General features: G+C 66.3%; 23 protein-coding genes and 2 tRNA genes. 13 read left to right on the top strand and 12 right to left on the bottom strand.

Features of this window, described 5'->3' with window-relative positions; translation table 11 throughout:
- Nucleotides 1-127 precede the first annotated feature (127 nt).
- The 3 genes from proS (at nt 128) to trhA (ending at nt 3,284) form a co-directional block, all read left to right on the top strand.
- Entirely contained in the window at nt 128-1,465 is a 1,338-nt protein-coding gene (gene proS, locus AC2D9V_RS00935) for a proline--tRNA ligase (RefSeq protein WP_484712154.1), read from the top strand.
- Between the two features lie 78 nt (nt 1,466-1,543).
- Nucleotides 1,544-2,533, top strand: coding sequence for a potassium channel beta subunit family protein (locus AC2D9V_RS00930; protein WP_484712153.1), 990 nt, complete (start codon nt 1,544-1,546; stop codon nt 2,531-2,533).
- A gap of 91 nt (nt 2,534-2,624) precedes the next feature.
- Nucleotides 2,625-3,284, top strand: coding sequence for a PAQR family membrane homeostasis protein TrhA (gene trhA, locus AC2D9V_RS00925; RefSeq protein ID WP_484712152.1), 660 nt, complete (start codon nt 2,625-2,627; stop codon nt 3,282-3,284).
- Between the two features lie 6 nt (nt 3,285-3,290).
- Here the strand turns inward: trhA and AC2D9V_RS00920 are convergent, their stop codons facing one another.
- Nucleotides 3,291-4,253 (bottom strand): quinone oxidoreductase family protein, encoded by a 963-nt coding sequence (locus AC2D9V_RS00920; RefSeq protein WP_484712151.1) that lies wholly within the window; start codon nt 4,251-4,253, stop codon nt 3,291-3,293.
- Between the two features lie 149 nt (nt 4,254-4,402).
- Between AC2D9V_RS00920 and AC2D9V_RS00915 the strand changes: the two genes are divergently transcribed.
- Nucleotides 4,403-5,059, top strand: a complete 657-nt coding sequence (locus AC2D9V_RS00915) for a ThuA domain-containing protein (RefSeq protein WP_484712150.1) — start codon at nt 4,403-4,405, stop codon at nt 5,057-5,059.
- On the opposite strand, the gene AC2D9V_RS00910 is transcribed toward AC2D9V_RS00915, so the two are convergent.
- Nucleotides 5,056-5,619 carry a TetR/AcrR family transcriptional regulator gene (locus tag AC2D9V_RS00910; protein ID WP_484712149.1) on the bottom strand — a complete coding sequence of 188 codons (564 nt, stop codon included), beginning with the start codon at nt 5,617-5,619 and terminating at the stop codon, nt 5,056-5,058. The genes AC2D9V_RS00915 and AC2D9V_RS00910 overlap by 4 nt on opposite strands.
- 71 nt (nt 5,620-5,690) lie before the next feature.
- On the opposite strand from AC2D9V_RS00910, the gene AC2D9V_RS00905 reads away from it, so the two are divergent.
- From AC2D9V_RS00905 to AC2D9V_RS00875, 7 genes are all read left to right on the top strand, one after another.
- Nucleotides 5,691-6,368, top strand: a complete 678-nt coding sequence (locus AC2D9V_RS00905; protein ID WP_484712148.1) for an NADPH-dependent F420 reductase — start codon at nt 5,691-5,693, stop codon at nt 6,366-6,368.
- An 82-nt stretch (nt 6,369-6,450) separates the two neighbouring features.
- Nucleotides 6,451-7,737, top strand: coding sequence for a lipoprotein-releasing ABC transporter permease subunit (locus AC2D9V_RS00900; protein WP_484712147.1), 1,287 nt, complete (start codon nt 6,451-6,453; stop codon nt 7,735-7,737).
- Complete coding sequence (locus AC2D9V_RS00895) at nt 7,730-8,407, top strand: ABC transporter ATP-binding protein (RefSeq protein WP_484712146.1); 678 nt, start codon at nt 7,730-7,732, stop codon at nt 8,405-8,407. The genes AC2D9V_RS00900 and AC2D9V_RS00895 overlap by 8 nt, the downstream gene beginning before the upstream one ends.
- A 20-nt stretch (nt 8,408-8,427) precedes the next feature.
- A complete protein-coding gene (locus AC2D9V_RS00890) occupies nt 8,428-8,823 on the top strand; it encodes a c-type cytochrome (RefSeq protein WP_484712145.1) in 396 nt (131 codons plus the stop codon).
- Nucleotides 8,824-8,881: 58 nt separating this feature from the next.
- Nucleotides 8,882-10,600, top strand: coding sequence for a DUF4153 domain-containing protein (locus tag AC2D9V_RS00885; RefSeq protein WP_484712144.1), 1,719 nt, complete (start codon nt 8,882-8,884; stop codon nt 10,598-10,600).
- A gap of 34 nt (nt 10,601-10,634) precedes the next feature.
- Complete coding sequence (locus AC2D9V_RS00880) at nt 10,635-11,240, top strand: heme NO-binding domain-containing protein (RefSeq protein WP_484712143.1); 606 nt, start codon at nt 10,635-10,637, stop codon at nt 11,238-11,240.
- Between the two features lie 2 nt (nt 11,241-11,242).
- Nucleotides 11,243-12,244 carry a GGDEF domain-containing protein gene (locus AC2D9V_RS00875; RefSeq protein WP_484712142.1) on the top strand — a complete coding sequence of 334 codons (1,002 nt, stop codon included), beginning with the start codon at nt 11,243-11,245 and terminating at the stop codon, nt 12,242-12,244.
- A gap of 3 nt (nt 12,245-12,247) precedes the next feature.
- On the opposite strand, the gene AC2D9V_RS00870 is transcribed toward AC2D9V_RS00875, so the two are convergent.
- From AC2D9V_RS00870 to AC2D9V_RS00835, 8 genes are all read right to left on the bottom strand, one after another.
- The gene (locus tag AC2D9V_RS00870; protein ID WP_484712141.1) at nt 12,248-13,303 is read right to left on the bottom strand and encodes an ABC transporter ATP-binding protein; all 1,056 of its coding nucleotides are present in this window, start codon (nt 13,301-13,303) and stop codon (nt 12,248-12,250) included.
- Nucleotides 13,300-14,106 (bottom strand): ABC transporter permease, encoded by an 807-nt coding sequence (locus AC2D9V_RS00865; protein WP_484712140.1) that lies wholly within the window; start codon nt 14,104-14,106, stop codon nt 13,300-13,302. The genes AC2D9V_RS00870 and AC2D9V_RS00865 overlap by 4 nt, the downstream gene beginning before the upstream one ends.
- The gene (locus tag AC2D9V_RS00860; RefSeq protein WP_484712139.1) at nt 14,103-14,963 is read right to left on the bottom strand and encodes an ABC transporter permease subunit; all 861 of its coding nucleotides are present in this window, start codon (nt 14,961-14,963) and stop codon (nt 14,103-14,105) included. Before AC2D9V_RS00860 ends, AC2D9V_RS00865 begins: the two co-directional genes overlap by 4 nt.
- A 78-nt stretch (nt 14,964-15,041) precedes the next feature.
- The gene (locus AC2D9V_RS00855) at nt 15,042-16,250 is read right to left on the bottom strand and encodes an ABC transporter substrate-binding protein (protein WP_484712138.1); all 1,209 of its coding nucleotides are present in this window, start codon (nt 16,248-16,250) and stop codon (nt 15,042-15,044) included.
- 138 nt (nt 16,251-16,388) lie between these two features.
- Nucleotides 16,389-17,186, bottom strand: coding sequence for a lytic murein transglycosylase (locus AC2D9V_RS00850; protein ID WP_484712137.1), 798 nt, complete (start codon nt 17,184-17,186; stop codon nt 16,389-16,391).
- 108 nt (nt 17,187-17,294) lie between these two features.
- A tRNA-Glu gene (locus tag AC2D9V_RS00845) sits at nt 17,295-17,369 on the bottom strand.
- Nucleotides 17,370-17,440: 71 nt separating this feature from the next.
- Nucleotides 17,441-19,180, bottom strand: coding sequence for a single-stranded-DNA-specific exonuclease RecJ (gene recJ / locus AC2D9V_RS00840; RefSeq protein ID WP_484712136.1), 1,740 nt, complete (start codon nt 19,178-19,180; stop codon nt 17,441-17,443).
- 191 nt (nt 19,181-19,371) lie between these two features.
- A tRNA-Tyr gene (locus AC2D9V_RS00835) sits at nt 19,372-19,455 on the bottom strand.
- 132 nt (nt 19,456-19,587) lie between these two features.
- Here AC2D9V_RS00835 and rlmB point away from each other — a divergent pair.
- Both rlmB and AC2D9V_RS00825 read left to right on the top strand, forming a co-directional pair.
- The gene (gene rlmB / locus AC2D9V_RS00830) at nt 19,588-20,376 is read left to right on the top strand and encodes a 23S rRNA (guanosine(2251)-2'-O)-methyltransferase RlmB (RefSeq protein ID WP_484712135.1); all 789 of its coding nucleotides are present in this window, start codon (nt 19,588-19,590) and stop codon (nt 20,374-20,376) included.
- A gap of 156 nt (nt 20,377-20,532) precedes the next feature.
- A complete protein-coding gene (locus AC2D9V_RS00825) occupies nt 20,533-20,940 on the top strand; it encodes a CoA-binding protein (RefSeq protein WP_484712134.1) in 408 nt (135 codons plus the stop codon).
- Nucleotides 20,941-20,953: 13 nt separating this feature from the next.
- On the opposite strand, the gene AC2D9V_RS00820 is transcribed toward AC2D9V_RS00825, so the two are convergent.
- Both AC2D9V_RS00820 and hisF read right to left on the bottom strand, forming a co-directional pair.
- A complete protein-coding gene (locus tag AC2D9V_RS00820) occupies nt 20,954-21,262 on the bottom strand; it encodes a phosphoribosyl-ATP diphosphatase (RefSeq protein WP_484712133.1) in 309 nt (102 codons plus the stop codon).
- Between the two features lie 7 nt (nt 21,263-21,269).
- Nucleotides 21,270-22,031, bottom strand: a complete 762-nt coding sequence (gene hisF / locus AC2D9V_RS00815) for an imidazole glycerol phosphate synthase subunit HisF (protein ID WP_484712132.1) — start codon at nt 22,029-22,031, stop codon at nt 21,270-21,272.
- Nucleotides 22,032-22,045 lie beyond the last annotated feature (14 nt).

Below are 22,045 nucleotides of genomic sequence, written 5' to 3'. Positions count from 1 at the left end.
GCCCACGACTAACCCATTGAAATACAATGCGATCCCGGATTTGACCACTGTGGTCAGACCCTCGCACCTTGCCTGCCCGGCCCGGACCCGCTAGGAAACCGAAGTCCCTTTCCAAGGCAGGCTCCCGATGCGTCTTTCCCGCTACTTCCTCCCCGTCCTCAAGGAAAACCCCGCCGAGGCGCAGATCGTCAGCCACCGCTACATGCTGCGGGCCGGGATGATCAAGCAGCAGGCCGCCGGGATCTATTCCTGGCTGCCCCTTGGCTTCCGGGTCCTGAAGCGGATCGAAGAGATCGTCCACCAGGAACAGATCCGGGCCGGTCACATCCCGCTCCTGATGCCCACGCTCCAGCCCGCCGACCTCTGGCGCGAGTCGGGCCGCTATGACGACTACGGGCAGGAAATGCTGCGGATCAAGGACCGGCAGGAGCGTGAGATGCTCTACGGACCCACCAACGAGGAGATGATCACCGACATCTTCCGCGCCCATGTTTCCAGCTACAAGGACCTGCCCCTCACCCTCTACCACATCCAGTGGAAGTTCCGGGATGAGATGCGGCCCCGGTTCGGGGTGATGCGGGGGCGCGAGTTCCTGATGAAGGACGGCTACAACTTCGACGTCGACCGGGATGCGGCCTTGCACGCCTACAACCGGCACATGGTCAGCTACCTGCGGACCTACGAACGCATGGGCCTGACCGCGATCCCGATGCGGGCGGCATCCGGCCCCATCGGCGGGGACAACACGCATGAATTCCTCGTCCTCGCCCAGACCGGCGAAAGCGAGGTCTTCTATGACGACCGGGTGACACAGCTGAAACTCGGCCAGCGCGACATCGACTACGATGACCGGATGCAGGTCGCGAAGGTCTGCGAGGAGTTCACTACCCTCTACGCCCGCACCGACGAAACCCATGACGAGGCCGTGTTCAACCAGGTCCCGGAGGCCCATCGCAAGGTCGGCCGCGGGATCGAGGTCGGGCAGATCTTCTACTTCGGCACGAAGTATTCGGCCTCGATGGGGGCCGAGGTGGTCACCAAGGAAGGGACCAAGGTACCGGTCGAAATGGGCTCGCACGGGATCGGCGTCAGCCGTCTTCTGGGTGCCATCATCGAGGCAAGCCACGACGACAAGGGGATCATCTGGCCCGAGGGCGTGACCCCGTTCCCGGTCGGAATCGTGAACCTCAAGCAGGGCGACAGTGCCGCCGATGCCGCCTGCGACGGGCTTTACAAGGCCCTCAAGGCAAAGGGATTGGAAGCACTTTACGACGACCGCGACGAACGGGCCGGGGCGAAGTTCGCGACCATGGACCTGATCGGCCTGCCATGGCGGATCACCGTCGGGCCGCGGGGCCTTGCGAACGGGGTGGTCGAACTGACCAGCCGCCGGACGGGAGAAAGCGAAGAGATGTCGCCTGAGGCCGCCGTGGCTCGGGTGGCGCAGATCTACGCCGGGGTCTAGGCCCCTGCAAACCGCCTTGCCTGACATTTCCGGTCCGCCACCACCGTGGCGGGCCACCGCAACCCTATGGAGGCCATCATGGACTATCGTCGTCTTGGAAAATCGGGGCTGAAGGTCAGCGAGTTCTCCTTCGGGTCCTGGGTGACCTTCGCCAAGCAGGTGGACCTGCGGCCGGCAAAGGAGCTTCTGACGGCGGCCTATGACGCCGGTATCAACTTCTTCGACAACGCGGAAGGCTATGAGGCCGGGCGGTCCGAGCTGGTCATGGGCCAGGCGATCCAGGAGCTGGGTTGGAGCCGTGACAGCTACATCGTCTCGTCCAAGGTGTTCTGGGGCGGGGAAAAGCCGACGCAGCGGGGCCTTTCCGCCAAGCATGTGACCGAGGCCTGCCATGCCGCGCTGAAGCGCCTGCGGGTCGATCACCTTGACCTCTACTTCTGCCACCGTCCCGACATCGACACCCCGATCGAGGAAACGGTCCAGGCGATGCACAACCTGATTGTCCAGGGCAAGGTCCTTTACTGGGGCACGTCGGAATGGTCGGGTCAGGAGATCACCGAGGCGCATCTGGTGGCCCGCCGTGATGGGCTGACGCCTCCGACGATGGAGCAGCCGCAGTACAACCTTTTCGAGCGCGACAAGGTAGAGCGGGACTATGCCGCCCTTTATGACACGCATGGGCTGGGGACGACGATCTGGTCGCCGCTGGCCTCGGGCCTGCTGACCGGCAAGTACAATGACGGGATCCCGCAGGACAGCCGGGCGGCGCTGCCGGGGTATGAATGGCTGCGCGACATCATCGCCGGGCCGAAGGGCCGCCGCCGGGTAGAGCAGGTGAAGGCGCTGGCGAAGATCGCGGACGATGCCGGGATGCCGATCCACCACCTCGCGCTGCTCTGGTGCCTGGCCAACCCGCGGGTGTCGACGGTGATCCTTGGTGCCTCGCGGCTGGAACAGCTGACCGACAACCTGTCGGCGCTGGACCGCAAGGCGGCGCTGACGCCCGAGGTGATGGCGGCGATCGAGGACGTGGTGCAGAACCGGCCCGAACCGGCGCAGCGCTACTGACTGCGACGTCGGGTCATGCGGCGGCATGACGGCTTGACCTACGCCCTGGCAAGATCATCCTTTGAAAAGGAATACTTGTCAGACTGAGTCCATGACCCTGCCCGCCGACCATTACCGGATGACCAAGCGTGATCTCACGCTGAACGAGCTTCTGGCCGATGGGATCGTGCATGCGCTGGCGCTTCTGGCCGGGCTGATCGCCTTTCCGATCCTGCTGTTTCACACGCTGCAAACGGCCGGGGTCGGGATGTTTGCCGCGCTTTCGGTCTACGCCGCGGGCTTCTTCCTGATGTGGGGGTTTTCGCTGGCCTACAACATGGCCCCGCCTAGCGCGCTGAAATGGCTGCTCAGGCGGTTCGATCATTCGATGATCTACGTTATGATCGCCGGAACCTATACCGCCATCATCCCGCATCTGCCGGCCGGCTGGGCGTGGGGCCTGGGCGCCGTCGTCTGGACCGGAGCCGTGCTGGGCATCCTGGTAAAGGTGGTGCTTCCGGGCCGGTATGACCGGCTGGCGATCCTGGCCTACATGATGCTTGGCTGGGTGGGGGTGATTGCAATCGGCCCGGTTTCTGCCGCGCTTCCTGCGGTGTCGCTGTGGCTGATCGTGGCAGGAGGGCTGACCTATATCGCGGGCGTGGCCTTCTATGTCTGGGAGCGGCTGCAGTTCCAGAATGCGATCTGGCACGCGTTCGTCGCCGTGGCGGCGGGGCTGCACTTTGCCGCGATTGCGGTGGCTTTGGCTTGAGCCGGGTCAGACCATCCGGACGACCAGATTGCCCGGTTTGTGAAAGCTTTCCGCAATCTGATGGGCGCGAGCAAGGTCGTCAAAGGGCAGAACCTGCCCGACGACCGGTGTGTAGCCGCCAGCGACGTGCAACGCCAAAAGCCGCCGCATCGCTGGCAGCCCGTCCCCGCTGGTGCCGGTGATCACCCTCCGTCCGCTGCGCCGGGAGCGGAGGCCCGAACCCAGCATCTCGGCGAGGGTTGCGGTGATCTGCAGAAGCCGCCCGTTTGGAGCGAGGAGCGGTTCGGCCCCGGACCAGCCCAGCCGGCCCATGACGTCGAAGACCACATCGAAGGGGCCGGCGGGCGGCGGATCGCGGTAGTCGGACACGCTTTCCGCGCCCAGCTGCCGCGCAAGGGCGTGGTTCGCGGGCGAGGCCGTCGCGCTGACCCGCGCGCCAAGATGCCGTGCGATCTGGACCGCGGCCCCGCCAACGGCACCGGTCGCGCCAGCTACGAGCAGACGTTCTCCGGAAGAAAGGCCTGCCTTGTCGATCAGGAACTCGGCCGCCGTCAGCCCGCCGAAGAAGAAGGCCGCACCCGTGTCGTGGTCCATGTCCGCGGGCAGGAGCAGGACGCGGCCGTCCGCCGGGATTACCAGGTATTCGCGGTGGGCACCGCCCTTGAAGCCCATGAGGCCGAAGACGCGCTGGCCTGGGGCAAAGCTGGTGACCTTGGCTCCGACTGCGACGATCTCTCCCGAAAAGGCATACCCGGGGGCTACCCGAGGGCGGCTGATACCGATGAAAGCGCGGAGCATCAGGCCCATGCCGCGCGGGACCTTGCCCGAGCGCATGCGAACGTCGGCCGCCGTCACCGGGGCGGCATGGACGCGGACCAGAAGGTCTGTCGGGCCGGGGTTGGGGATCGGGTGATCCTCGAAGACAATCGTCTCCGGCGGTCCATAGGCCGTGTAGAGGGCAACCTTCATCTAGTTTCTCCTGCTGGCGTCCGGACCGGGACGACGGGGCAGGGGCAATCTGCCGCAAACGGGCGATCCCCGCCACCCGTCTCGGTTCGATCCGCGCGTTGACCCGGCCTTTGCCTGCGCCTAGCCTGAAAGGATCAGGGAGGACTGCGATGGCCACGGCACTGATTACCTGGGGCGGATGGGAGGGGCACGAGCCGGACAAGGTGGCGGCGCTTTTCGCCGACTGGCTGCGCGAGGCGGGAATGACCGTCGAGGTGACCGACAGTCTGGCCTGCTTTGACGACCCAGCGCGGCTGGCAAGCCTGGGCCTGATCGTGCCGGTCTGGACGATGTCGAAGATCGGCAAGGAACAGGCGGTGAACGCCTGTGCCGCCGTCGCCTCGGGGGTGGGGCTGGCCGGCTGTCACGGTGGGATGTGCGACGCCTTCCGCGAGAACGTCGACTGGCAGTTCATGACCGGCGCGCAATGGGTGGCGCATCCGGGCAATGACGGGGTGGAATATGGGGTCAGGATGGTGTCGGAAGATCCGCTGGTCGCAGGCGTGAGCGATTTCACGGTCAAGACCGAGCAGTACTATCTGCACGTCGATCCCGTGGTGAAGGTGCATGCGGTCTGCGATTTTCCGGTGGTGGACGGCCCCCATGCGTCGAACGGTCCGGTGGCGATGCCGGTCGTCTTCACCAAGCGCTGGGGGGAGGGGCGGGTCTACTACAACGCGCTCGGCCACCAGCGGAACGTGATCGAGCATGGCCCGGCGGCCGAACTGTTGCGGCGCGGGCTGATCTGGGCGGCGCGCTCCCGTTAGGCGATCAGCCTGTCGAAGGCGGCCTCGGCATGGGCGAGCGGGGCCTTGCTGCCGAACATCCGGACCGAGGCCCAGACCCCTTCCAGCATCAGGAACACCTGTTCCGCCACTTTCCGCGGATCGGTCAGCCCTTGCGCCTTTGCGCGGGCTTCGAGCGTTTCCAGCACACGTCGCTTGACCCCGATGGCGGCGGCATGGGCGGGATGGGACTGATCGGCGAATTCGGCCGCTGACCCCTGGTAGGTGCAGCCAAGACAGTGCGGCCGCCCGGCAATCGCCAGCATGTGGCGGAGATAGGCGGTGAGCGCCTCAGGTCCGTCCGGTGGCGGAAGGTCGACAAGGGACTGCGCCTCGGCCCGTTCGATCCAGGCGACGATGAGGGCGTCCTTCGAGGGAAAGTGCTTGTAGAACGTCGCCTTGGCCACGTCCGCCTCGGCAATCACCCGGTCGATCCCGATGGCGCGGTAGCCTTCGGTGTAGAAGAGCCGGCCGGCGACCTGAAGGATCCGGTCGCGCGGAGATGGCGGCTTTTCGGCTGCGGCGAGAGTTTCGCTTGACATGTAGACAGACCTGTCTGTATCTGGATCGGAGGGTAGACGAACCTGTCTGTCTGTAGCATGGAGCAAGGGCGATGAGAATAGGCATGATTGGCGGCGGCGCGGTGGGCCAGACCCTTGGTGTGGCGCTGCTGGCGCGAGGCCACGAGGTGATGATCGGCGTTCGCAACCCCTCGGCGGAGGAATTGGCGAAGCCGAGGGCGCAGGCAGTGCCGCTGGCGGAGTGGGCACTGAAGACCCAAGGGCAGGTGGGAAGCTTCGCCGAGGCTGCGGCCTTCGGCGAGGTGGTCTTCAATGTCACGCAAGGTGCGCATTCCATTGCGGCGCTGAAGGCGGCGGGGGCAGGGAACCTTGCCGGAAAGGTGCTGGTCGACGTGGCGAACCCGCTGGATTTCTCGGCCGGGATGCCGCCGTTCCTGAGCCGGGAGTTCAGCGGCCCGACCAGTCTTGGCGAGGCGATCCAGGCGGCTTTCCCGGCGGCAAGGGTCGTCAAGGCCTTCAACACGATCACCGCTTCGGTGATGGTCGACCCGTCGCTGATCCCGGGGGAGCACGACCTCTTCCTCAGCGGCGACGATGAGGCCGCAAAGGCCGAGGTCGCTGACATCGCCCGTGGCTTCGGCTGGGCCTCGATCGTCGATCTGGGCGACATCAAGGGCGCCCGGGCGCAAGAGGCGGTGCTGCCGATCTGGGTGAGGCTCTGGATGACCGGGGGCAGCCCGATGGTCAACCTGAGGGTCGTGCGGGCCTGAAGCGCAAGACCGCTCGCGCCCCTTTGCCTTGACCTTTCCGCCCGTCTTGCCCAATGGTCGCGGGCGAGGAAGGCAGGGGTACATGGCAGGCAGGACGGCGCCGTTTTCGGGCTTCGAATTCATGATCGCCTGGCGCTATCTGCGCGCCCGGCGGGCGGAAGGCGGGGTCAGCGTGATGACCTGGATTTCCCTCATCGGGATCACACTGGCGGTCTTCGCGCTGATCCTGACGCTGGCTGTGCGGGCCGGATTCCGGGCTGAGTTCGTGGACACAATCCTGGGCGCCAACGCCCATGTCAGCGTTTATTCCAGCGGCGAGATCGGGGCTGACGGTCAACTGCTCCGCGGCTTCGGCACGCCCGACGCGGTGGCGGCCCGGATCGCCGAAGTGCCGGGCGTGACCCGCGCGGCCCCCTTGATCCGCGGCAAGCTGATGATCACCGACGGCGACGACACCACGGGCGCCGAGGTTTTCGGGATGCTGCCGGAGGACTTCGCGTCGATCCCCCGGATCGGAGCGGGCGCGGACGCCATCGGCGACCTCGCGCGTTTTCCCGAAGGCATTGCCGTCGGCGCGGGCATCGCGCGCGAACTGGGCATCACGACCGGTGACCGCGTCCGGCTGATCGCGCCGGGCGGGGTCAGGACGGCGATGGGCTCGGCCCCCCGCGTGAACGCCTATGAGGTGGTCTACATCTTCAGTGCAGGGCGCTACGACATCGATACCACCCGCATCTACATGCCCTTCATCGAGGCGCAGAGCTTCTTCAACAAGGAAGGACGCTCGGACGAGATCGAAGTCATGGTGGAAAACCCCGATGCGATCGAAAGCTACGGTCCTGCGATCCTTGAGGTGGCCGGACCTTCGGCGCAGCTTTGGACGTGGAAGGACAGCTCGGGTGCCTTTCTGCGTGCGCTTGATATCGAGGACAACGTGATGTTCGTCATCCTGTCGGTCCTTGTGCTGATCGCCGCGATGAACATCGTCTCCGGCCTGATCATGCTGGTGAAGAACAAGGGCCGTGACATCGGCATCCTGCGGACGATGGGGCTGACCGAAGGGTCGGTCCTGCGCATCTTCTTCATCTGCGGGGCCTTCACCGGGGTGATCGGGACGGTTGCGGGCGTGATCCTTGGCTGCGTCGTCGCCCTGAACATCGACCAGATCATGAGCTTCCTGAACTGGCTGAACGGGGCCGAGGTCTGGGATCCCTCGATCCGGGGGATTTACTCGCTGCCTGCCCGGTTGCAGCTGGTCGATGTCCTGTCGGCGGTGGCCCTGTCGCTGGGTCTGTCGTTCGTGGTCACGCTTTTCCCGGCGCGGCGGGCGGCACGGATGAACCCGGTCGAGGCCCTGCGCTATGAGTGAGCCGATGCTGGAGCTGAAGGGCGTCGAAAAGGGCTATAACAGGGGCAAGCCGTCCGAGGTGATTGTGCTGCGCGGGGTGGACCTGACCGTGGCGCGGGGCGAGGTGGTGGCGCTGGTGGCACCTTCCGGCGCGGGGAAATCCACGCTTCTGCACATCGCAGGCCTTCTGGATACGGCGGATGCGGGCTCGGTGACGCTTGGCGGGCGGGGGATGACAGGCCTCTCTGACCGCGCCCGGACCGAGGCGCGGCGCGCCGAGGTGGGATTCATATATCAGTTCCACCACCTTCTCCCTGAGTTTTCGGCGCTGGAGAACGTGGTCATTCCGCAGCTTGCGAACGGTATCCCGAAGGCCGAGGCCGAGGCCCGGGCGCAGGATTTGCTGACCCGTGTCGGCGTCGGAGGCCGCGCGGATCATCGTCCGGCCGCCCTTTCCGGCGGCGAACAGCAGCGTGTTGCCTTCTGCCGCGCGCTGGCCAATGCACCGAAGCTCTTGCTGGCGGACGAGCCGACGGGCAATCTGGACCCGGGAACGTCGGATCAGGTCTTCGGCGTGCTCATGGATCTGGTGCGGTCGACCGGCCTTTCTGCGTTGATCGCGACACATAACATGGAACTGGCTGCGCGGATGGACCGGGTGGTCCGCCTGACCGGCGGCAGGATCGATTGAGGGGCAGGAGGGTGCGGGGAATGCGTTTTAGATGGATCGTAGTGCCGCTTGCCCTTGCGGGATGCGTGGAACGCGAGGCACCGACCCCGACGGGTGCCGAGGATTTCGCCCAGTATTGCGCCGGCTGCCACGGTGCTTCCGGCAAGGGTGACGGCCCGGCGGCAGCTGGTCTGGCCGTGAAGCCGGCCGATCTGACCCGGATCGCGGCACGCAATGGCGGCACTTTCCCGGGCACCAAGGTGATGGCGAAGATCTGGTCCTATTCGGGTGGTCCGGGGGCCGAGACGCCGATGCCGTCCTTCGCCCCGCTCCTCGATGGTCAGCTGGTCGGTTACGATGGGGGCGACGGCATCGCCAGCCCGACCCCGGTGCGTCTGGTCCAGGTCGCCGAATTCCTGAAGTCGATCCAGGAATAAAGCCTTTTCGCAAGGTCTGTTGCGGCGGACGCTGGGCAGGCATGAAGGAGACGAATCCGTGGACGAACCCCTGGCCGAACGTTGGCGGATGGCGCTGGTCGGCGCGGTCGTGGGCCTTCTGGTCTGGGCGGTGTTCGAGGCGGGCGATGCCGGCTGGTTTGGCGACCGTCATGGCGTGGTCCTGTTCGCGCTGATCCTGACTGCTGGAATGGCGACGCTTGCGATGTCGGGTCCGATCCTGTTCCGCCAGGCCTTGCCGCGTGCGCTGGGGTTGGCGGCGGTCACGGCGGCGCTCGTCTGGCTGGGCGGGCTGCGGCACGTCGATGGCATCTTCGGCTCGGGTCTTTCGGTGCTGGCTGCGCTGGTGGTCGCAACCTTGCCGGTGCCCTTCCTGCAGGTTCAGGCGCTTGGAAACTGGCGGGACTATGCCGCACTTTTCTCTGCCAGCTGGGCGATCGTGGTTCGGCTAGTCGCGTCAACCGCCTTCGTCGGCATCTTCTGGGGTGTCGTGTTCCTGTCCGACCAGGTGCTGGAAATCGTCGGGCTGACGCTGATCTCGGACCTGCTGGAGTATTGGATCGTCGTTGCCGTCCTTACAGGCGCGGTCTTCGGGCTGGGGATGGCGATGGTCCACGAACAGGCCGAGACGCTTTCCCCTTATCCTGTGCTGCGGCTTTTCCGTCTGCTTCTGCCTGTCGTGCTTGGGGTGATGCTGGTCTTCCTTCTCGCCTTGCCGTTCAGGGGGCTGAACGGGCTTTTCAGCGGGCTGTCGCCGACGCTGCTGCTGCTGACGATGATCGGGGCAGGGGTTTCACTGACCTCGATCAACGTGGCGCAAAGCGATGCAGAGGCGACGCAAAGCCCGGTACTGCTGCAATCGGCGCGGGTCACTGCACTGATCTTGCCGATCATGGCGGCGCTAGCTGTCTACGCGGTTTGGCAGCGCGTCGACCAGCACGGCTGGACTCCCGAGCGCCTGTTTGCGGCTTTGACCTCTGCCCTGGCCCTTGGCTATGGGCTGACCTACGCGCTGGCCGTTATTCGTGGTGCCGATTGGCAAGCGCGAATCCGGCAGGCCAACATCGCGGTCGCGCTGATGGCGATCCTTGTGGCCGGGCTGTGGCTGACGCCGATCCTGAACGCGGAACGCATTTCGGCCCGCGATCAGCTGGCCCGGCTTGATGCCGGGACAACGGCGGTCGAGCAGCTGGACGTCGCGGCGATCCGGCGTTGGGGAAACCCGGGGCAGGAGGTGCTGGATCTTCTTGCCGAGCATGCGAAGGAACCCGGGCAAGAGGCGCTTGCTGCTCGGCTGGCCGGGACCGATGCTTCGGGCGGCACTGACGTGGCACTGGCGGCGGAAGAGCTCGCCGCCCTGATGCCGGTCCAGCCGGCAGGTGCCGCCGGAACGCGGGCAACGCTGCTTGCCGGGGCTGACGCGTTCCTGTTGCGCGACTGGGCCGAGGGTTGCCGCCGCGACCTTGACGGCCAGCCGGGATGCCTGATGGCCGTGGCCGACCTTCTGCCTGCACGTCCGGGGGAAGAAGCCATCCTGCTTCTCTTCCGGGACGAGGCTTATGCCGAGGTGATCGGCCTATACCTTGACGATGCCGGGCGCCTTGCGACGCGGGGGGTGCAGCGGGTCGATGGCCGGCAACCGGATGCGGCCGAAGCGCGGGCGTTGCTGGATGGCTGGCTTGCGGCCCCGCCGCCCCTGACCGCTGCGCCGATCAACCAGCTTGGCACCGGCGAGAACGGCCTTCTCTTCCTGCCGTAGCCCGGTTGGGCTTTGTTAACCCTTGCACCCTAGCATGACCCCGGAAGCGGTGACGGGGACGGCTATGGATGCGCTCTTGCTGCGCTCTTTGCAGGGCTATGTGCGCGATACCTTCGGTGCGGCGGTCTGGCAGGCGGCATGCCGCCGGGCCCAGCTTGCGACCGAGACTTTCGAGCCGATGCTGCGCTATGATCCCGGCACAGCCGACCGTGTCGCGCAAAGCGTGGCAGATGTACTGGGACGTCCGGTCGAAGCGATATGGGAAGACATGGGGACCTATCTGGTCACGAACCCTGGCCACGAAGGCGTGCGCAGGCTTCTCCGGTTCGGAGGGGCCACCTTTGCGGACTTCCTCTTGTCGCTTGAGGAAATGCCGGGCCGGGCGCGCCTGGCCATGCCCGACCTGCGCTTTCCCGAGATGACCCTGACCGAACCCAGCCCCGACCGGTTCGCGATCCGCTGCCTTTCCGGCGTGCTTGGGCTGCCTCGGGTGCTGGTAGGGATCCTGACCGCGATGGCGGATGACTACGGCGCACTCTGCCTGATCGAGGATGAGGGCGAGGCGCGGATTTCCGTCCGCATCCTTGACCGCAGCCACGCCGAAGGTCGCCGCTTCGACCTTGCCCGGCCCGAGGGCTGACCATGGACACCCGTCCCCTACAGCTGACCTGCACGCTCGCAGCCGAGGTGCTGGCCCGCTTCATGCCGATGCACCTGCTTCTGGACCGGGAAGAGCGGGTGGTCAGCCTTGGTCCGACCCTGGCGAAGGTCCTTGGTGAGGGGGACCATGCCGGCGTGCGGTTCGCTGATCTTTTCGAGGTGCGCAGTCCCGGTGGCGCTGACACGGTTGACGGGCTTCTTGACCTTGCCGGTGACCGCATCCGCCTCGTGGTCAAGGCGGGCTCGCGCATCGGGCTGCGCGGCCTTGGCATGCGCGTCTCGGCCGGCGAATACGTCTTGCTCAACCTCTCCTTCGGCATCGACCTCATCGCCGCGGTGCGGGAGTTCGCCCTGACGGACACGGACTTTGCGGCCACCGACCTTGCGATGGAACTCCTTTACCTGGCTGAGGCGAACGCCGCCGTCACGCGCGAGCTGCGTGGCCTGAACCTGCGCCTCGAAGGGGCACGGCTTGCGGCTGAGGAAGAGGCGCTGACCGATCCCTTGACCGGCCTCCGCAATCGGCGGGCGGCGGACCTGTTCCTGGAACGGCTGTGCCAGGCCGGCGCGCCCTTCGGGCTGCTGCATCTCGACCTCGACTACTTCAAGGCGGTGAACGACACGCTTGGCCATGCGGCAGGGGACATGGTCCTGGCCGAGGTTGGACACATCCTGCGCGACCAGACGCGGGCCGAAGACTGCGCCGCCCGCATCGGCGGCGATGAATTCGTCGTCGTCGTCAGCGGCCGGACCGAACCGGCCGTCCTTATGGCGATTGCCGACCGCATCATCGCGCGGATCTCCGAACCGATCGACTTCGAAGGGGCCGCGTGCAGGGTCTCGGCCAGCGTGGGGATCGTCCGGGCGGTCGACATGGTCAATCCTGATCCGGCACGCATCCTGGCTGCCGCCGACCGCGCGCTTTACGCCGCCAAGCACGCCGGGAGGTCTCGCGCCATCCTTCTGCCGGCACCGCTGGAGTGACCGTCAGCCCCGGCCTTCCCGGCCGGTGTCTGAAATGACCCATGTGGCCTCGGCCGGAAGGCTGACCTGCACCTCGGCTCCGGGCGCCAGGCCCGAGAGGCTGTCGGGCGCTGTCAGCGCCTCCAGTGTCACCGGGCCGACCTGCAGTGTGAAGCGCCCCTGTGTGCCAAGGAAGGCAGCCGACAGGACCCGTGCCGGAAAGGCATTCCCGGACAGACCAAGGCGTATCGCCTCGGGCCGGATGGTCAGGATGCCCGCGCCATGAGCCGCTGCCGCCGGCAAGGGCAGGCAACCCAAGGCACAATGAAACCCCGCGCCGTCAGCATGCCCCGGCAGGAAATTCACCCCGCCCAGAAAGCGCGCCACCTCGACCGATGCGGGGCGGCGGTAGATGTCCCAAGGTGTGGCATCCTGCGCCAGCCGCCCGCCCAGGATCAGCGCGATCCGGTCACCCAGGGCAACTGCTTCGGTTTGGTCATGCGTCACGACCATCATGGTCGTGCCGGTGTCGCGCTGCAGGCTGCGGATCAGGCCCCGCATCTCGTCCCTGAGACTGGCATCAAGGTTCGACAGGGGCTCATCGAGCAGAAGAAGCTTCGGCGACAGGATCAGCGCCCGCGCCAGCGCACCGCGTTGCGCCTGTCCCCCCGAAAGCTCGGAGGGCCGACGGTGGCCAAACCCGGTTAGCTGCACGCGCTCCAGCATCGCGGCCACGCGTTCCGCGATATCGGCGGACGGCATCCCCCGCATGCGAAGGCCGAAGCCGATGTTCGCCTCAAGCGTCAGGTGCGGGAAGAGGGGTGCGTTCTGCATCACCATCACCACGCTGCGCCGTTCGGGCGGAAGGCCGAGAAGCGACTGATCCCCAAGAAGGATCTCGCCCGCATCAGGCTCACCCAACCCCGCGATCAGCCGCAGAAGGGTGGACTTGCCCGATCCCGAGGGGCCAAGAACGGCCGTCAGCCCACCGGCAGGCACGTGTAGCGACAGCCCGTCGATCACCGGTGCGGCGGCGCCCGGATAGGTCTTGCTGACGTTCCTCAAGGCAAGGGCGGTCACCGGAAGCCGCCTCCGGCCAGGGCCGGGTGCCGGCCTGTCACCCGGCGCGCGGTGACAAGCAGGATCAGGACTCCGGGTAGGATGTAAAGGATCGCAATCGCCCCGGCGAGGTCGTTCCGTCCTGCGCTGGCATAGGCGAAAAGGGTCAGGGGCAGCGTCTGCACCCGCCCGCCGCCGATCGACAGGGTCAGCAGGTACTGCGACCAGGAGACAAGAAAGGCGAAAAGGGCGCCCGTCAGCAGCCCCGGCAGGATTGCGGGCAGGGTGACATGGCGCCACACGGCCCAGGGCCCCGCGCCAAGCGACCGGGCCTGATCCTCATGCACCGTGTCGAAGCCGGCGAAGACGCTGGCCATGATCAGCGTCATGTAGGGGATCACCGGAACAAGATGGGCCAGGATGACGCCCCAGACCGTGCCCGTCAGCCCAAGGCGCAGGAAGATGCCGTGCAATCCCGGGGCCACGGCGATGGCGGGCATGATCACAGGTGCCGCAAGCAAAAGCAGAACCAGCCCCCTGCCGCGGAAGTCATGCAGTCCAAGCGCCCGTCCCGCAGGTACCCCGACCAGGGCAGCCAGCGCGGTCGAAGCAACTGCGATGAAAATGGTCAGCCACAGACTCTCCAAAGCGCCGCCCCCTGCCGACAGGGCGACATGCCAGGCTTCCAGCGTCCAGTCCTGTGGCAATAGGGACGGAAAGCGCCAGCCGCGAGCAAAGGACCAGATCGCAAGGGGGACCAGCGGCAGGACAAGCCAAAAGGCCAGTAGACCCCCTGCCAGAAGGCGCATCCTGCCAGCGGTCACGGGCGCCTCCGGCCGGACAGCGCCAGGCGCGCGTAAACGATCAGAAGCGCCGCCCCGATCAGCGCGATCATGAGGGACATCGCATAGGCCTCGGGCCGGCGGTCAAGGTCGACATCGGTAAAGCCCTGCCAGGCCAGGATTGGCAAAGCCTCGGGCGCATGGGCGCCAAGGAGAAGGGGGATCTCATATGCGCCAAGCGCAAATGCGAAGACTACCGCCGAGGCGGCAACGAGCGCGGGCAGAAGCAGCGGCAGAAGGACATGGAAGAAGGTCTGAACCCGGCTTGCCCCAAGGCAGCGAGCGGCGGCTTCATGCCCTGGCCCGATGGTCTGCAGCTTGGCCAGCAGGATCAGGCCGATGAAGGGCACCTCCTTCCAGACATAGCTCAGGATGATCCCGATGGCGTAGGGGTCATGGGTCAGCACCGGAAACTCCGCGGGTGCAGCAATCAGGCCAGCGGCATGGGCCAGCCGGGCAAAGCTTCCGGACTGCGCGAAAAGGTAAAGGATCCCCAGCGCCCCGACGAGATGCGGCACCGTAAGGTTCAGCTGGAAGAGAACGGCGATCAGCGACCGGCCCGCGAAGGCTTGCCGCAAAAGGAGGGCAGCCCCAAGGGCGATGGCGGCCGAGATCACCGTTGACGCCCCGGCGATCCAGAGGGACAGACCGAGGGACGCAAGAAACCCCGGCGCGCCAAGAACCGCCGCGAAGGCCTGAAGGTCCGGCTCGGTCAGACCGATCGCCGGCATGTAGCGCAGCGACCGCACCAGCGCGAACCCAAGGGCCGACAGGAACAGCCCCCCAAGCAGCAGGACAGCCGGGGCGAGAAGCAGGATGATGCGGGTCCTCTGCGTCACGGCAACGCCTCCCTTGCACCGGGAAGGGTGACGGCTTCAGCCAAGAGGCGCAAGGTGCGTCACGCAGTGAGGGCCGGCCTAGTTGCCGACCGAGGCCTTCCAGCCTTCTTCGATGGCGGTCAGCCAGTCGGCCTGCAACTCGGGCAAGGCCGCCTTGGCAAGCTCGGATGCAGGCACCACGGAAGGGTGCGCCTTGATCGCGGCAAAACCGGCCTGAACCTCCGGCGAGGTCCGCTGGATGTCGATGGCGGGCGAGGCCCCCCAGACTTCGGTCTTCGCCTTTTCCAGTTGCTCTTCGCCCGAAAGAAGCAGGTTCTGCACCACCATCGCCGCCGCCTTGTTCGACGCGTTGAACGGGATCAGCGTGTAGTTCGTGTTGCCGATCGTGCCGTCCGCCAGCCCGAAGGAACGGGTGGTTTCCGGATAGATCCCGGCATCTACGGCAAGACCGAACTGCGCGGGGTCATAGTTGAAGGTGAAGGCCACTTCACCATTGGCGTAAAGCTCGTTCAGCTGGGTGACCGTGGTGGGGTAAGTCGCACCCTCGCGCCAGAGATAGGGTTCGATCTCGTTCAGGATGACCCAGGTCTTCGCGGCGACTTCGTCAAAGCGGGCTTTGTCGAAGGGACCAAGCAGCGCCTCCGGCCCCCCTGCGGCATGCAGGAACACGTGGCGCACGAAGGCCGATCCGGTGAAGTCCGGCGGGGCCGGATAGGTGAACTGGCCGGGGTTGGCCTTTATCCAGTCAAGGAGCGCGCCCATGTCCTGCGGCGGTTCGGGCAGTGTGGCGCTGTTATGGGCGAAGGCGAACTGGACGGTGTTCCAGGGCACCTCACACCCGTCCACAGGCACGCCGAAATCGTTGGCGATGGCGGGGTTTTCCCAGTCCACCAGTGTGTCGTTCGGAAGGATGCCGGTGTAGCCGCAGAAGGCAAGGCCCGCCTCCTTCATCGACCGGAAGTTCTCGCCGTTGATCCAGATCAGGTCGACCGCGCCGCCTTCGGTGATCCCGGCTTCCTTCTCGGTCAGGACCATGTTCACCACATCCGCCGCATCGGTGATCGGCACGCGGTTCAGGGTGATGTCATACTCCGCTTTCAGCCGCGCGCCCACGTGGTCCGAGACATAGGCGTTGATCGTGTCCGACCCGCCCCACATGAACCAGGTGACGGTATCGCCGCGCGCCTCGGCGACGATCTCGTTCCAGGTCATCCCGCTGAGCGCGTCAGGGGTCTGGGCATGGGCGGATGTCGTCAGAAGCACGATGGCGGCGATGGAGCGCAGCATGGAAACCTCGGTTGAATGTGCGCCCCATCAAACCGAAGCTTTGGGTGAAGGCCAGTCACATGGCCGTGCCCTGCCTGAAACAAGGCTCATGGTAAGTGGCTGTGGGACTTGTGCTTTGCGGCACAATCCGGCGCGCTGTCAGCCGTCGATTCTCGCTCCCATGATCGCGATCGCCTGCTGGTAGACCTTGGCGGCGTTCCACTGCCGGATCACCTCGAAGTTCGGCTCGCCTTCCTGGTAGCCCTTGCCCGGTTTCCAGCCCTTCTGCCGCAGGAAGTTCGCGGTCGAGGCCAGCGCATCGGTGAGGTTATAGAAATCCACCGCGCCGTCACCGTTTCCGTCGACACCGTAGGTCAGGGCGTTGCCCGGCAGGAACTGGGTATGGCCAAGCTCGCCATGCTTTGCACCCACCGTGGCGGCCGAGATCGAGCCCTGGTCCACCAGCTTCAGTGCGCCGATCAGATGCGGGCGGAAGAAGTCCGAGCGTCGGCAGTCATAGGTCAGCGTGGCGATGGCCGAGACCACGTTGGTGTCGCCCATGAAGCCACCAAAGCCCGTCTCCATCCCGTGGATCGCGATGATCACGCCGGCGGGCACGCCATACTGCGCCTCTAGCGAGGCATAGAACTCCGGGTTCTTCGCCTTGCGCTTGCGCCCCTGCGAGACGATGGCGTCTGCCCCGCGAACCTGCATGAACTTGTCGAGGCTGTACTTGAAGCTTTTCTGATTGCGGTCCGCCCCGATCGTGGCTTTGGAATACGAACTGTCCATCAGCGCCGCGATCCCGCGCTTGCCGACCCCTTCCGCCTTTGCCGCGGCGGCCATCTCGGATTTCCAGGCCTCGTACTGGCCGCCTGTGTCGCTGCAGCTGGTGGCATGGGCGGCAAACGGGAAGGAGACAAGGACGGCGAGCGCCGACAGGCGAAGGGAATGCATCACGGCGGGGACCTCAAAAAAGACTTTTCAGCACTTTATGAAGTAGCGCCAAACAATCAAGCGCGCGACCATTCAGCTATGGCGCGCGCATCTGACATGTTGGTGAAGTGGCAGCCCGTAGGGGAGTCGAACCCCTCTTACCTGGTTGAAAACCAGGTGTCCTAACCGATAGACGAACGGGCCGCGCTGTCGATGGGGGGGTGTCTAATTCGGCTCCAAGGGTTCTGCAAGGGGAATCTTGCGGTGAAATTGCATCACGCGAAGGCAGCGTCATCCAGCCGAAGCTGCACCCGCGTGCGGCCGTTCCAATGGTTCAGTTCCAGCTTGCCGGCAACATGAAACCGCCGATGCCCTGCGGACTCGAGCGCCGGGCCAAGCGGGCCGTCGAATGCGCCGAAGGCGATCGCATCAAGACCCGGCCCACTGCCATCCGACAGCGTCAGCTTCAGATGGCTTTCCCCGATCCGCCGGGTGCTGACGGCGACATCGGCGAAGGCAAAGCGCGGCGCCGGGGCAGCCGATCCGAAGGGACCGGCGTTCTCGATCTCTTCGACCAGCGCGACGGTTGCGCCCCCGGTCGTCAGCAGGCTGTCGATCCACAGTTCGTTCGGGCCGGCCGCACCAGCCCCCTGCCGGCCCAGAAGCTCGCCAAGCCGCGCCATCGCCGGCTGCAACTGCGCGCGGGTCAGTGTCAGGCCGGCGGCCATCTTGTGACCCCCGCCCTTCGTGATCATCCCTTCCGTCGCCAGCCGCTGGATTGCCGCCCCAAGGTCAACGCCCGGAACCGACCGGGCCGAGCCCTTGCCCGTATCGCCCTCGAATCCGATGACTACCGACGGGCGGTTCGACGCCTCTTTCAACCGGGCCGCGACGATCCCGACCACGCCGGGATGCCAGCCATCCGCCGCCGCCCAGACAAGCGGGCCATCCAGCCCCCGCGCCTCTGCCTGGGCAAGGGCCTCGGCGCGCACCGCTTCGGTGATCAGGCGACGGTCCGAGTTCAGCTGGTCCAGACGCGCAGCAAGGGCCGAGGCTTCCTGTTCGTTCGCGGTCGCCAGAAGCCGCGCGCCCAGATCGGCCTGCCCGATTCTGCCGCCCGCATTGACCCGTGGCCCCAGAAGGAAGCCCAGGGCATATGCCGTGGGGGCCTGGTCCATCCGCGCGACATCGGCAAGGGCCCGCAGGCCCGGCCTTTCGCGGCGGGCCATGATCTTCAGACCCTGCCGGACAAAGGCCCGGTTGACCCCGACCAGCGGGGCGACATCGGCCACGGTCGCAAGGGCCACCAGATCCAAGAGGCCCATCAGGTCCGGCACCGGCGCGCCCTCGGCCTTCAGGCGGCGATTGGCCTCGACCAGAAGCAGGAACACCACGCCTGCCGCGCAAAGATGGGCCAGCGCGCCATCCTCGTCCTGACGGTTGGGGTTCACGATCGCAAGGGCATCCGGCAGCGTCTCAAGCGCAAGGTGATGGTCCAGGATCACGACATCAGCCCCTGCCGCCGCGGCAATCGCGCCATGTGAAAGGGTGCCGCAATCGACGCATAGGATCAGGTCATGTGACGCCGCAAGGGCCTCCATCGCCGGGACGTTCGGCCCGTAGCCTTCGTCGATCCGGTCGGGGATATAGAGCGTGGCAGCCAGTCCGAAATGGCGCAGCCAGACCAGAAGCAGGGCGGCCGAGGCACCCCCGTCGACATCGTAGTCGGCGAAGACGGCGATCCTCTCCCTCTGCCTGACCGCGGCAAGCAGGCGTTCGGCGGCCGGTGCCATGTCCCGCAGGGTCAGGGGGTCCGGCAGAAGATCGCGCAGCGAAGGGGCAAGAAAACCCGGGGCAGCCTCGGGCGCGACCCCGCGGGCGGCAAGGACCCGGCACAGGGGCAGGGGAAGCCCGGTTTGCTGGGTCAAAGCCTCGGCCAGCCGGTCCTGTGCCGCATCGGGGCCGGCCCATCGGCAGCCGGTAAGCGAGGTTTCGACATTCAGGAAGGCTTGCATGGGACAGGGGTGCCGCAAAGGCCGGCATCTGGCAAGAGGCACTTTCCGCTTGGCGCACAGGGCGCACAATAATCAATTAATATCAATTGTTTACATCAGAGTGCGGATAGCGGGATGCGATAGGAGTCACGAATACTCCTCGATCCGGAGGTACTGCTGCCGGACGACCGATCATGCCAAAATGAGGAGACTGGTGGGCGACCCTGGAATCGAACCAGGCATGGGTCGCCCCGGGGGAGTTACAGTCCCCTGCCGCACCTTGCAGCTCGTCGCCCGCCGGGGGGTCGTGTAACCAAGGGGGCGGGGGGCGTCAAGGGCAGAACGCGACGCCGGTGGGGTGCTTTTCAGCTTGCATCGGGGCAAGCGGCTGACGCACTGTCCGGGCCGGAATTTCAAAGGGGTCGCCAATGGCAGCGGGCGGAAAGAAGCCGGCCTGGGTGGTAGAGAAAGAGCGCGGCCAGAAGGCCGAGGCGCGCGAAACGCTGTGGCTTTTCGGCCTTCACGCGGTGCGCGATGCGCTTGCCAACCCCCGGCGCGAGAAGCTGCGGCTGGTCCTGACGAAGAATGCGCTCGACAAGCTGGAAGACGCCGTTGCGGCCTCAGGCATGGTGCCGGAAGTGGTGGAGCCGCGCCGCTTCGACGTGCCGATCGACGAAGGCTCGGTCCACCAGGGGGCGGCAGTCGAGGTCCGGCCCCTGAACTGGGGGCGGTTCCAGGACGTCTGCGCCGCGGGCGAGGGCCTGCCCCTGGTCGTCCTTCTCGACCGGGTGACCGACCCGCACAACGTCGGCGCAATCCTGCGGTCGGCCGAAGTCTTCGGCGCCCGCGCGGTGATTGCACCACGGCACCACTCGGCCCCGGAAACCGGGGCCCTGGCGAAGACTGCGAGCGGGGCGCTCGAACGGCAGCCCTACCTGCGGGTGACCAACCTTGCCGAGGCGATGGAGGCCCTGAAGGATATGGGGTTCACGCTGATCGGGCTTGATGGCGAGGCTCCGGTGACTCTCGAGGCTGCGGTCGCCGGCGTGGGTGGCAGGCCCATCGGCCTTGTCCTTGGCGCCGAAGGTCCGGGCCTTCGGGAAAAGACGCGCGAGACCTGTGATGTGCTGGCCCGGATCCCTTTCGCCGGGGCCTTCGGCAGCCTGAACGTCTCCAACGCTGCCGCCGTGTCGCTCTATGCGGCCAGCCGTAAGTGATCACAACTCTGCGACAGGTCTTTAACGGTGGCTGGCCCCTTCCTACATGTCAGTGTGGAGGCACGGGCCGGAACCCCGTCCTTGACTTCACTGTCCCTCGTTCCGCGACTTGGCGCTCAGGGCTAGCTCTGGGCGCCTTTTTCATCGGGTGACTTGATGACCGACGACAGCGAGATCCGCGACATCCTGAGCAGCGCGAAAACGATTGCGGTCGTCGGCTGGTCACCGAAGCGCGACCGGCCCAGCCACGGGGTTGCGGCCTTCCTCAAGCGCCGCGGTTACCGGGTGATCCCGGTCAATCCGGGACAGGCCGGGCAAGAGGCTTTGGGCGAAACCGTTGTTGCAAGCCTGGCCGAGGCCGGGCCGGTCGACATGGTCGACATCTTCCGCCGCAGCGAAGAGGCCGGGGCCGTGGTGGATCAGGCGATTGCCGCAGGAGCCAAGGTGGTCTGGATGCAGCTTGGCGTGATCGACGAGGCCGCCGCTGACCGCGCCCGCGCCGCGGGGCTGAAGGTCGTGATGGACCGCTGCCCTGCGATCGAGATTCCCAGGCTGGGGCTGTGAGGCTCCGCCGCGCCTAGCCCCGCGCGTTCTTTTCGGCGATGCCCGAGGTACCCTCGCGGCGCTCGAGTTCCGCCATGACTTCGGCAAGGGTCACATCGCGTGAGGCGAGCATCACGAGAAGGTGGTAAAGGACGTCCGCCGCCTCGGCCATCAGGCGGGCGCGGTCGCCCTTCACCGCCTCGATGATGGCCTCGACGGCCTCTTCCCCGAATTTCTCGGCGCATTTCTCTGGCCCCTTAGCCAGCAGTTTGGCGGTCCAGGAGGTTTCCGGGTCGGCCCCCTTGCGGGCGGCGATCGTGGCGGCGAGGGTCTCCAGGCTCATGTCGGCCTCACGTCAGTCGAACGGGGATGCCGGCGGCGGCCATGTGGGCCTTGGCCTCGCCGATGGTGAAGGTGCCGAAGTGGAAGATTGAGGCGGCGAGGACGGCTGAGGCATGCCCCTCGGTGATGCCTTCGACAAGGTGCTCCAGCGTCCCGACCCCTCCGCTTGCGATGACCGGGATGTCGACGGCGTCGGCGATGGCGCGGGTCAGGGGGATGTTGAAGCCCTGCTTCGTGCCGTCGCGATCCATCGAGGTGAGCAGGATCTCCCCCGCCCCCTTCGCGGCCACGGTGCGGGCAAACTCCACCGCGTCGATCCCTGTCGCCCGGCGGCCGCCGTGGGTGAAGATCTCCCACTTACCGGGCTCGACCGTCTTGGCGTCGATCGCCACCACGATGCATTGGCTGCCGAACCTGTCAGCGGCACGGGCCACCACGTCGGGGTCGGCAACGGCGGCGGAGTTGAAGCTGACCTTGTCGGCCCCGGCCAGAAGAAGCTTCCGCACATCCTCGGGCGTGCGGACGCCGCCGCCCACGGTGAGGGGCATGAAGCACTGCTCGGCGGTGCGGGTGACGAGGTCGTACATCGTCGCCCGGTTGTCCTCCGTCGCCATGATGTCGAGGAAGCAAAGCTCATCCGCCCCGGCGGCGTCATAGGCCTTGGCGGCCTCGACCGGGTCACCCGCATCGACGAGATCGACGAAGTTGACGCCCTTCACGACGCGGCCATCGGCCACGTCCAGGCAGGGGATGATGCGGGTCTTGAGCATGGGCGGAGGAATGG

The sequence above is a fragment of the Tabrizicola sp. T46 genome, from assembly GCF_057219895.1.
The sequence above is the reverse complement of the archived record's forward strand: the minus strand, read 5'-3'. Positions and strand labels throughout refer to the sequence as shown.

Bases quoted from the DNA above. Each gene is read 5' to 3' on its own strand.
- proS (WP_484712154.1), top strand. From the start codon at position 128: ATGCGTCTTTCCCGCTACTTCCTCCCCGTCCTCAAGGAAAACCCCGCC.
- AC2D9V_RS00930 (WP_484712153.1), top strand. From the start codon at position 1,544: ATGGACTATCGTCGTCTTGGAAAATCGGGGCTGAAGGTCAGCGAGTTC.
- trhA (WP_484712152.1), top strand. From the start codon at position 2,625: ATGACCCTGCCCGCCGACCATTACCGGATGACCAAGCGTGATCTCACG.
- AC2D9V_RS00920 (WP_484712151.1), bottom strand. From the start codon at position 4,253: ATGAAGGTTGCCCTCTACACGGCCTATGGACCGCCGGAGACGATTGTC.
- AC2D9V_RS00915 (WP_484712150.1), top strand. From the start codon at position 4,403: ATGGCCACGGCACTGATTACCTGGGGCGGATGGGAGGGGCACGAGCCG.
- AC2D9V_RS00910 (WP_484712149.1), bottom strand. From the start codon at position 5,619: ATGTCAAGCGAAACTCTCGCCGCAGCCGAAAAGCCGCCATCTCCGCGC.
- AC2D9V_RS00905 (WP_484712148.1), top strand. From the start codon at position 5,691: ATGAGAATAGGCATGATTGGCGGCGGCGCGGTGGGCCAGACCCTTGGT.
- AC2D9V_RS00900 (WP_484712147.1), top strand. From the start codon at position 6,451: ATGGCAGGCAGGACGGCGCCGTTTTCGGGCTTCGAATTCATGATCGCC.
- AC2D9V_RS00895 (WP_484712146.1), top strand. From the start codon at position 7,730: ATGAGTGAGCCGATGCTGGAGCTGAAGGGCGTCGAAAAGGGCTATAAC.
- AC2D9V_RS00890 (WP_484712145.1), top strand. From the start codon at position 8,428: ATGCGTTTTAGATGGATCGTAGTGCCGCTTGCCCTTGCGGGATGCGTG.
- AC2D9V_RS00880 (WP_484712143.1), top strand. From the start codon at position 10,635: ATGACCCCGGAAGCGGTGACGGGGACGGCTATGGATGCGCTCTTGCTG.
- AC2D9V_RS00875 (WP_484712142.1), top strand. From the start codon at position 11,243: ATGGACACCCGTCCCCTACAGCTGACCTGCACGCTCGCAGCCGAGGTG.
- AC2D9V_RS00855 (WP_484712138.1), bottom strand. From the start codon at position 16,250: ATGCTGCGCTCCATCGCCGCCATCGTGCTTCTGACGACATCCGCCCAT.
- AC2D9V_RS00850 (WP_484712137.1), bottom strand. From the start codon at position 17,186: ATGCATTCCCTTCGCCTGTCGGCGCTCGCCGTCCTTGTCTCCTTCCCG.
- recJ (WP_484712136.1), bottom strand. From the start codon at position 19,180: ATGCAAGCCTTCCTGAATGTCGAAACCTCGCTTACCGGCTGCCGATGG.
- rlmB (WP_484712135.1), top strand. From the start codon at position 19,588: ATGGCAGCGGGCGGAAAGAAGCCGGCCTGGGTGGTAGAGAAAGAGCGC.
- AC2D9V_RS00825 (WP_484712134.1), top strand. From the start codon at position 20,533: ATGACCGACGACAGCGAGATCCGCGACATCCTGAGCAGCGCGAAAACG.
- AC2D9V_RS00820 (WP_484712133.1), bottom strand. From the start codon at position 21,262: ATGAGCCTGGAGACCCTCGCCGCCACGATCGCCGCCCGCAAGGGGGCC.
- hisF (WP_484712132.1), bottom strand. From the start codon at position 22,031: ATGCTCAAGACCCGCATCATCCCCTGCCTGGACGTGGCCGATGGCCGC.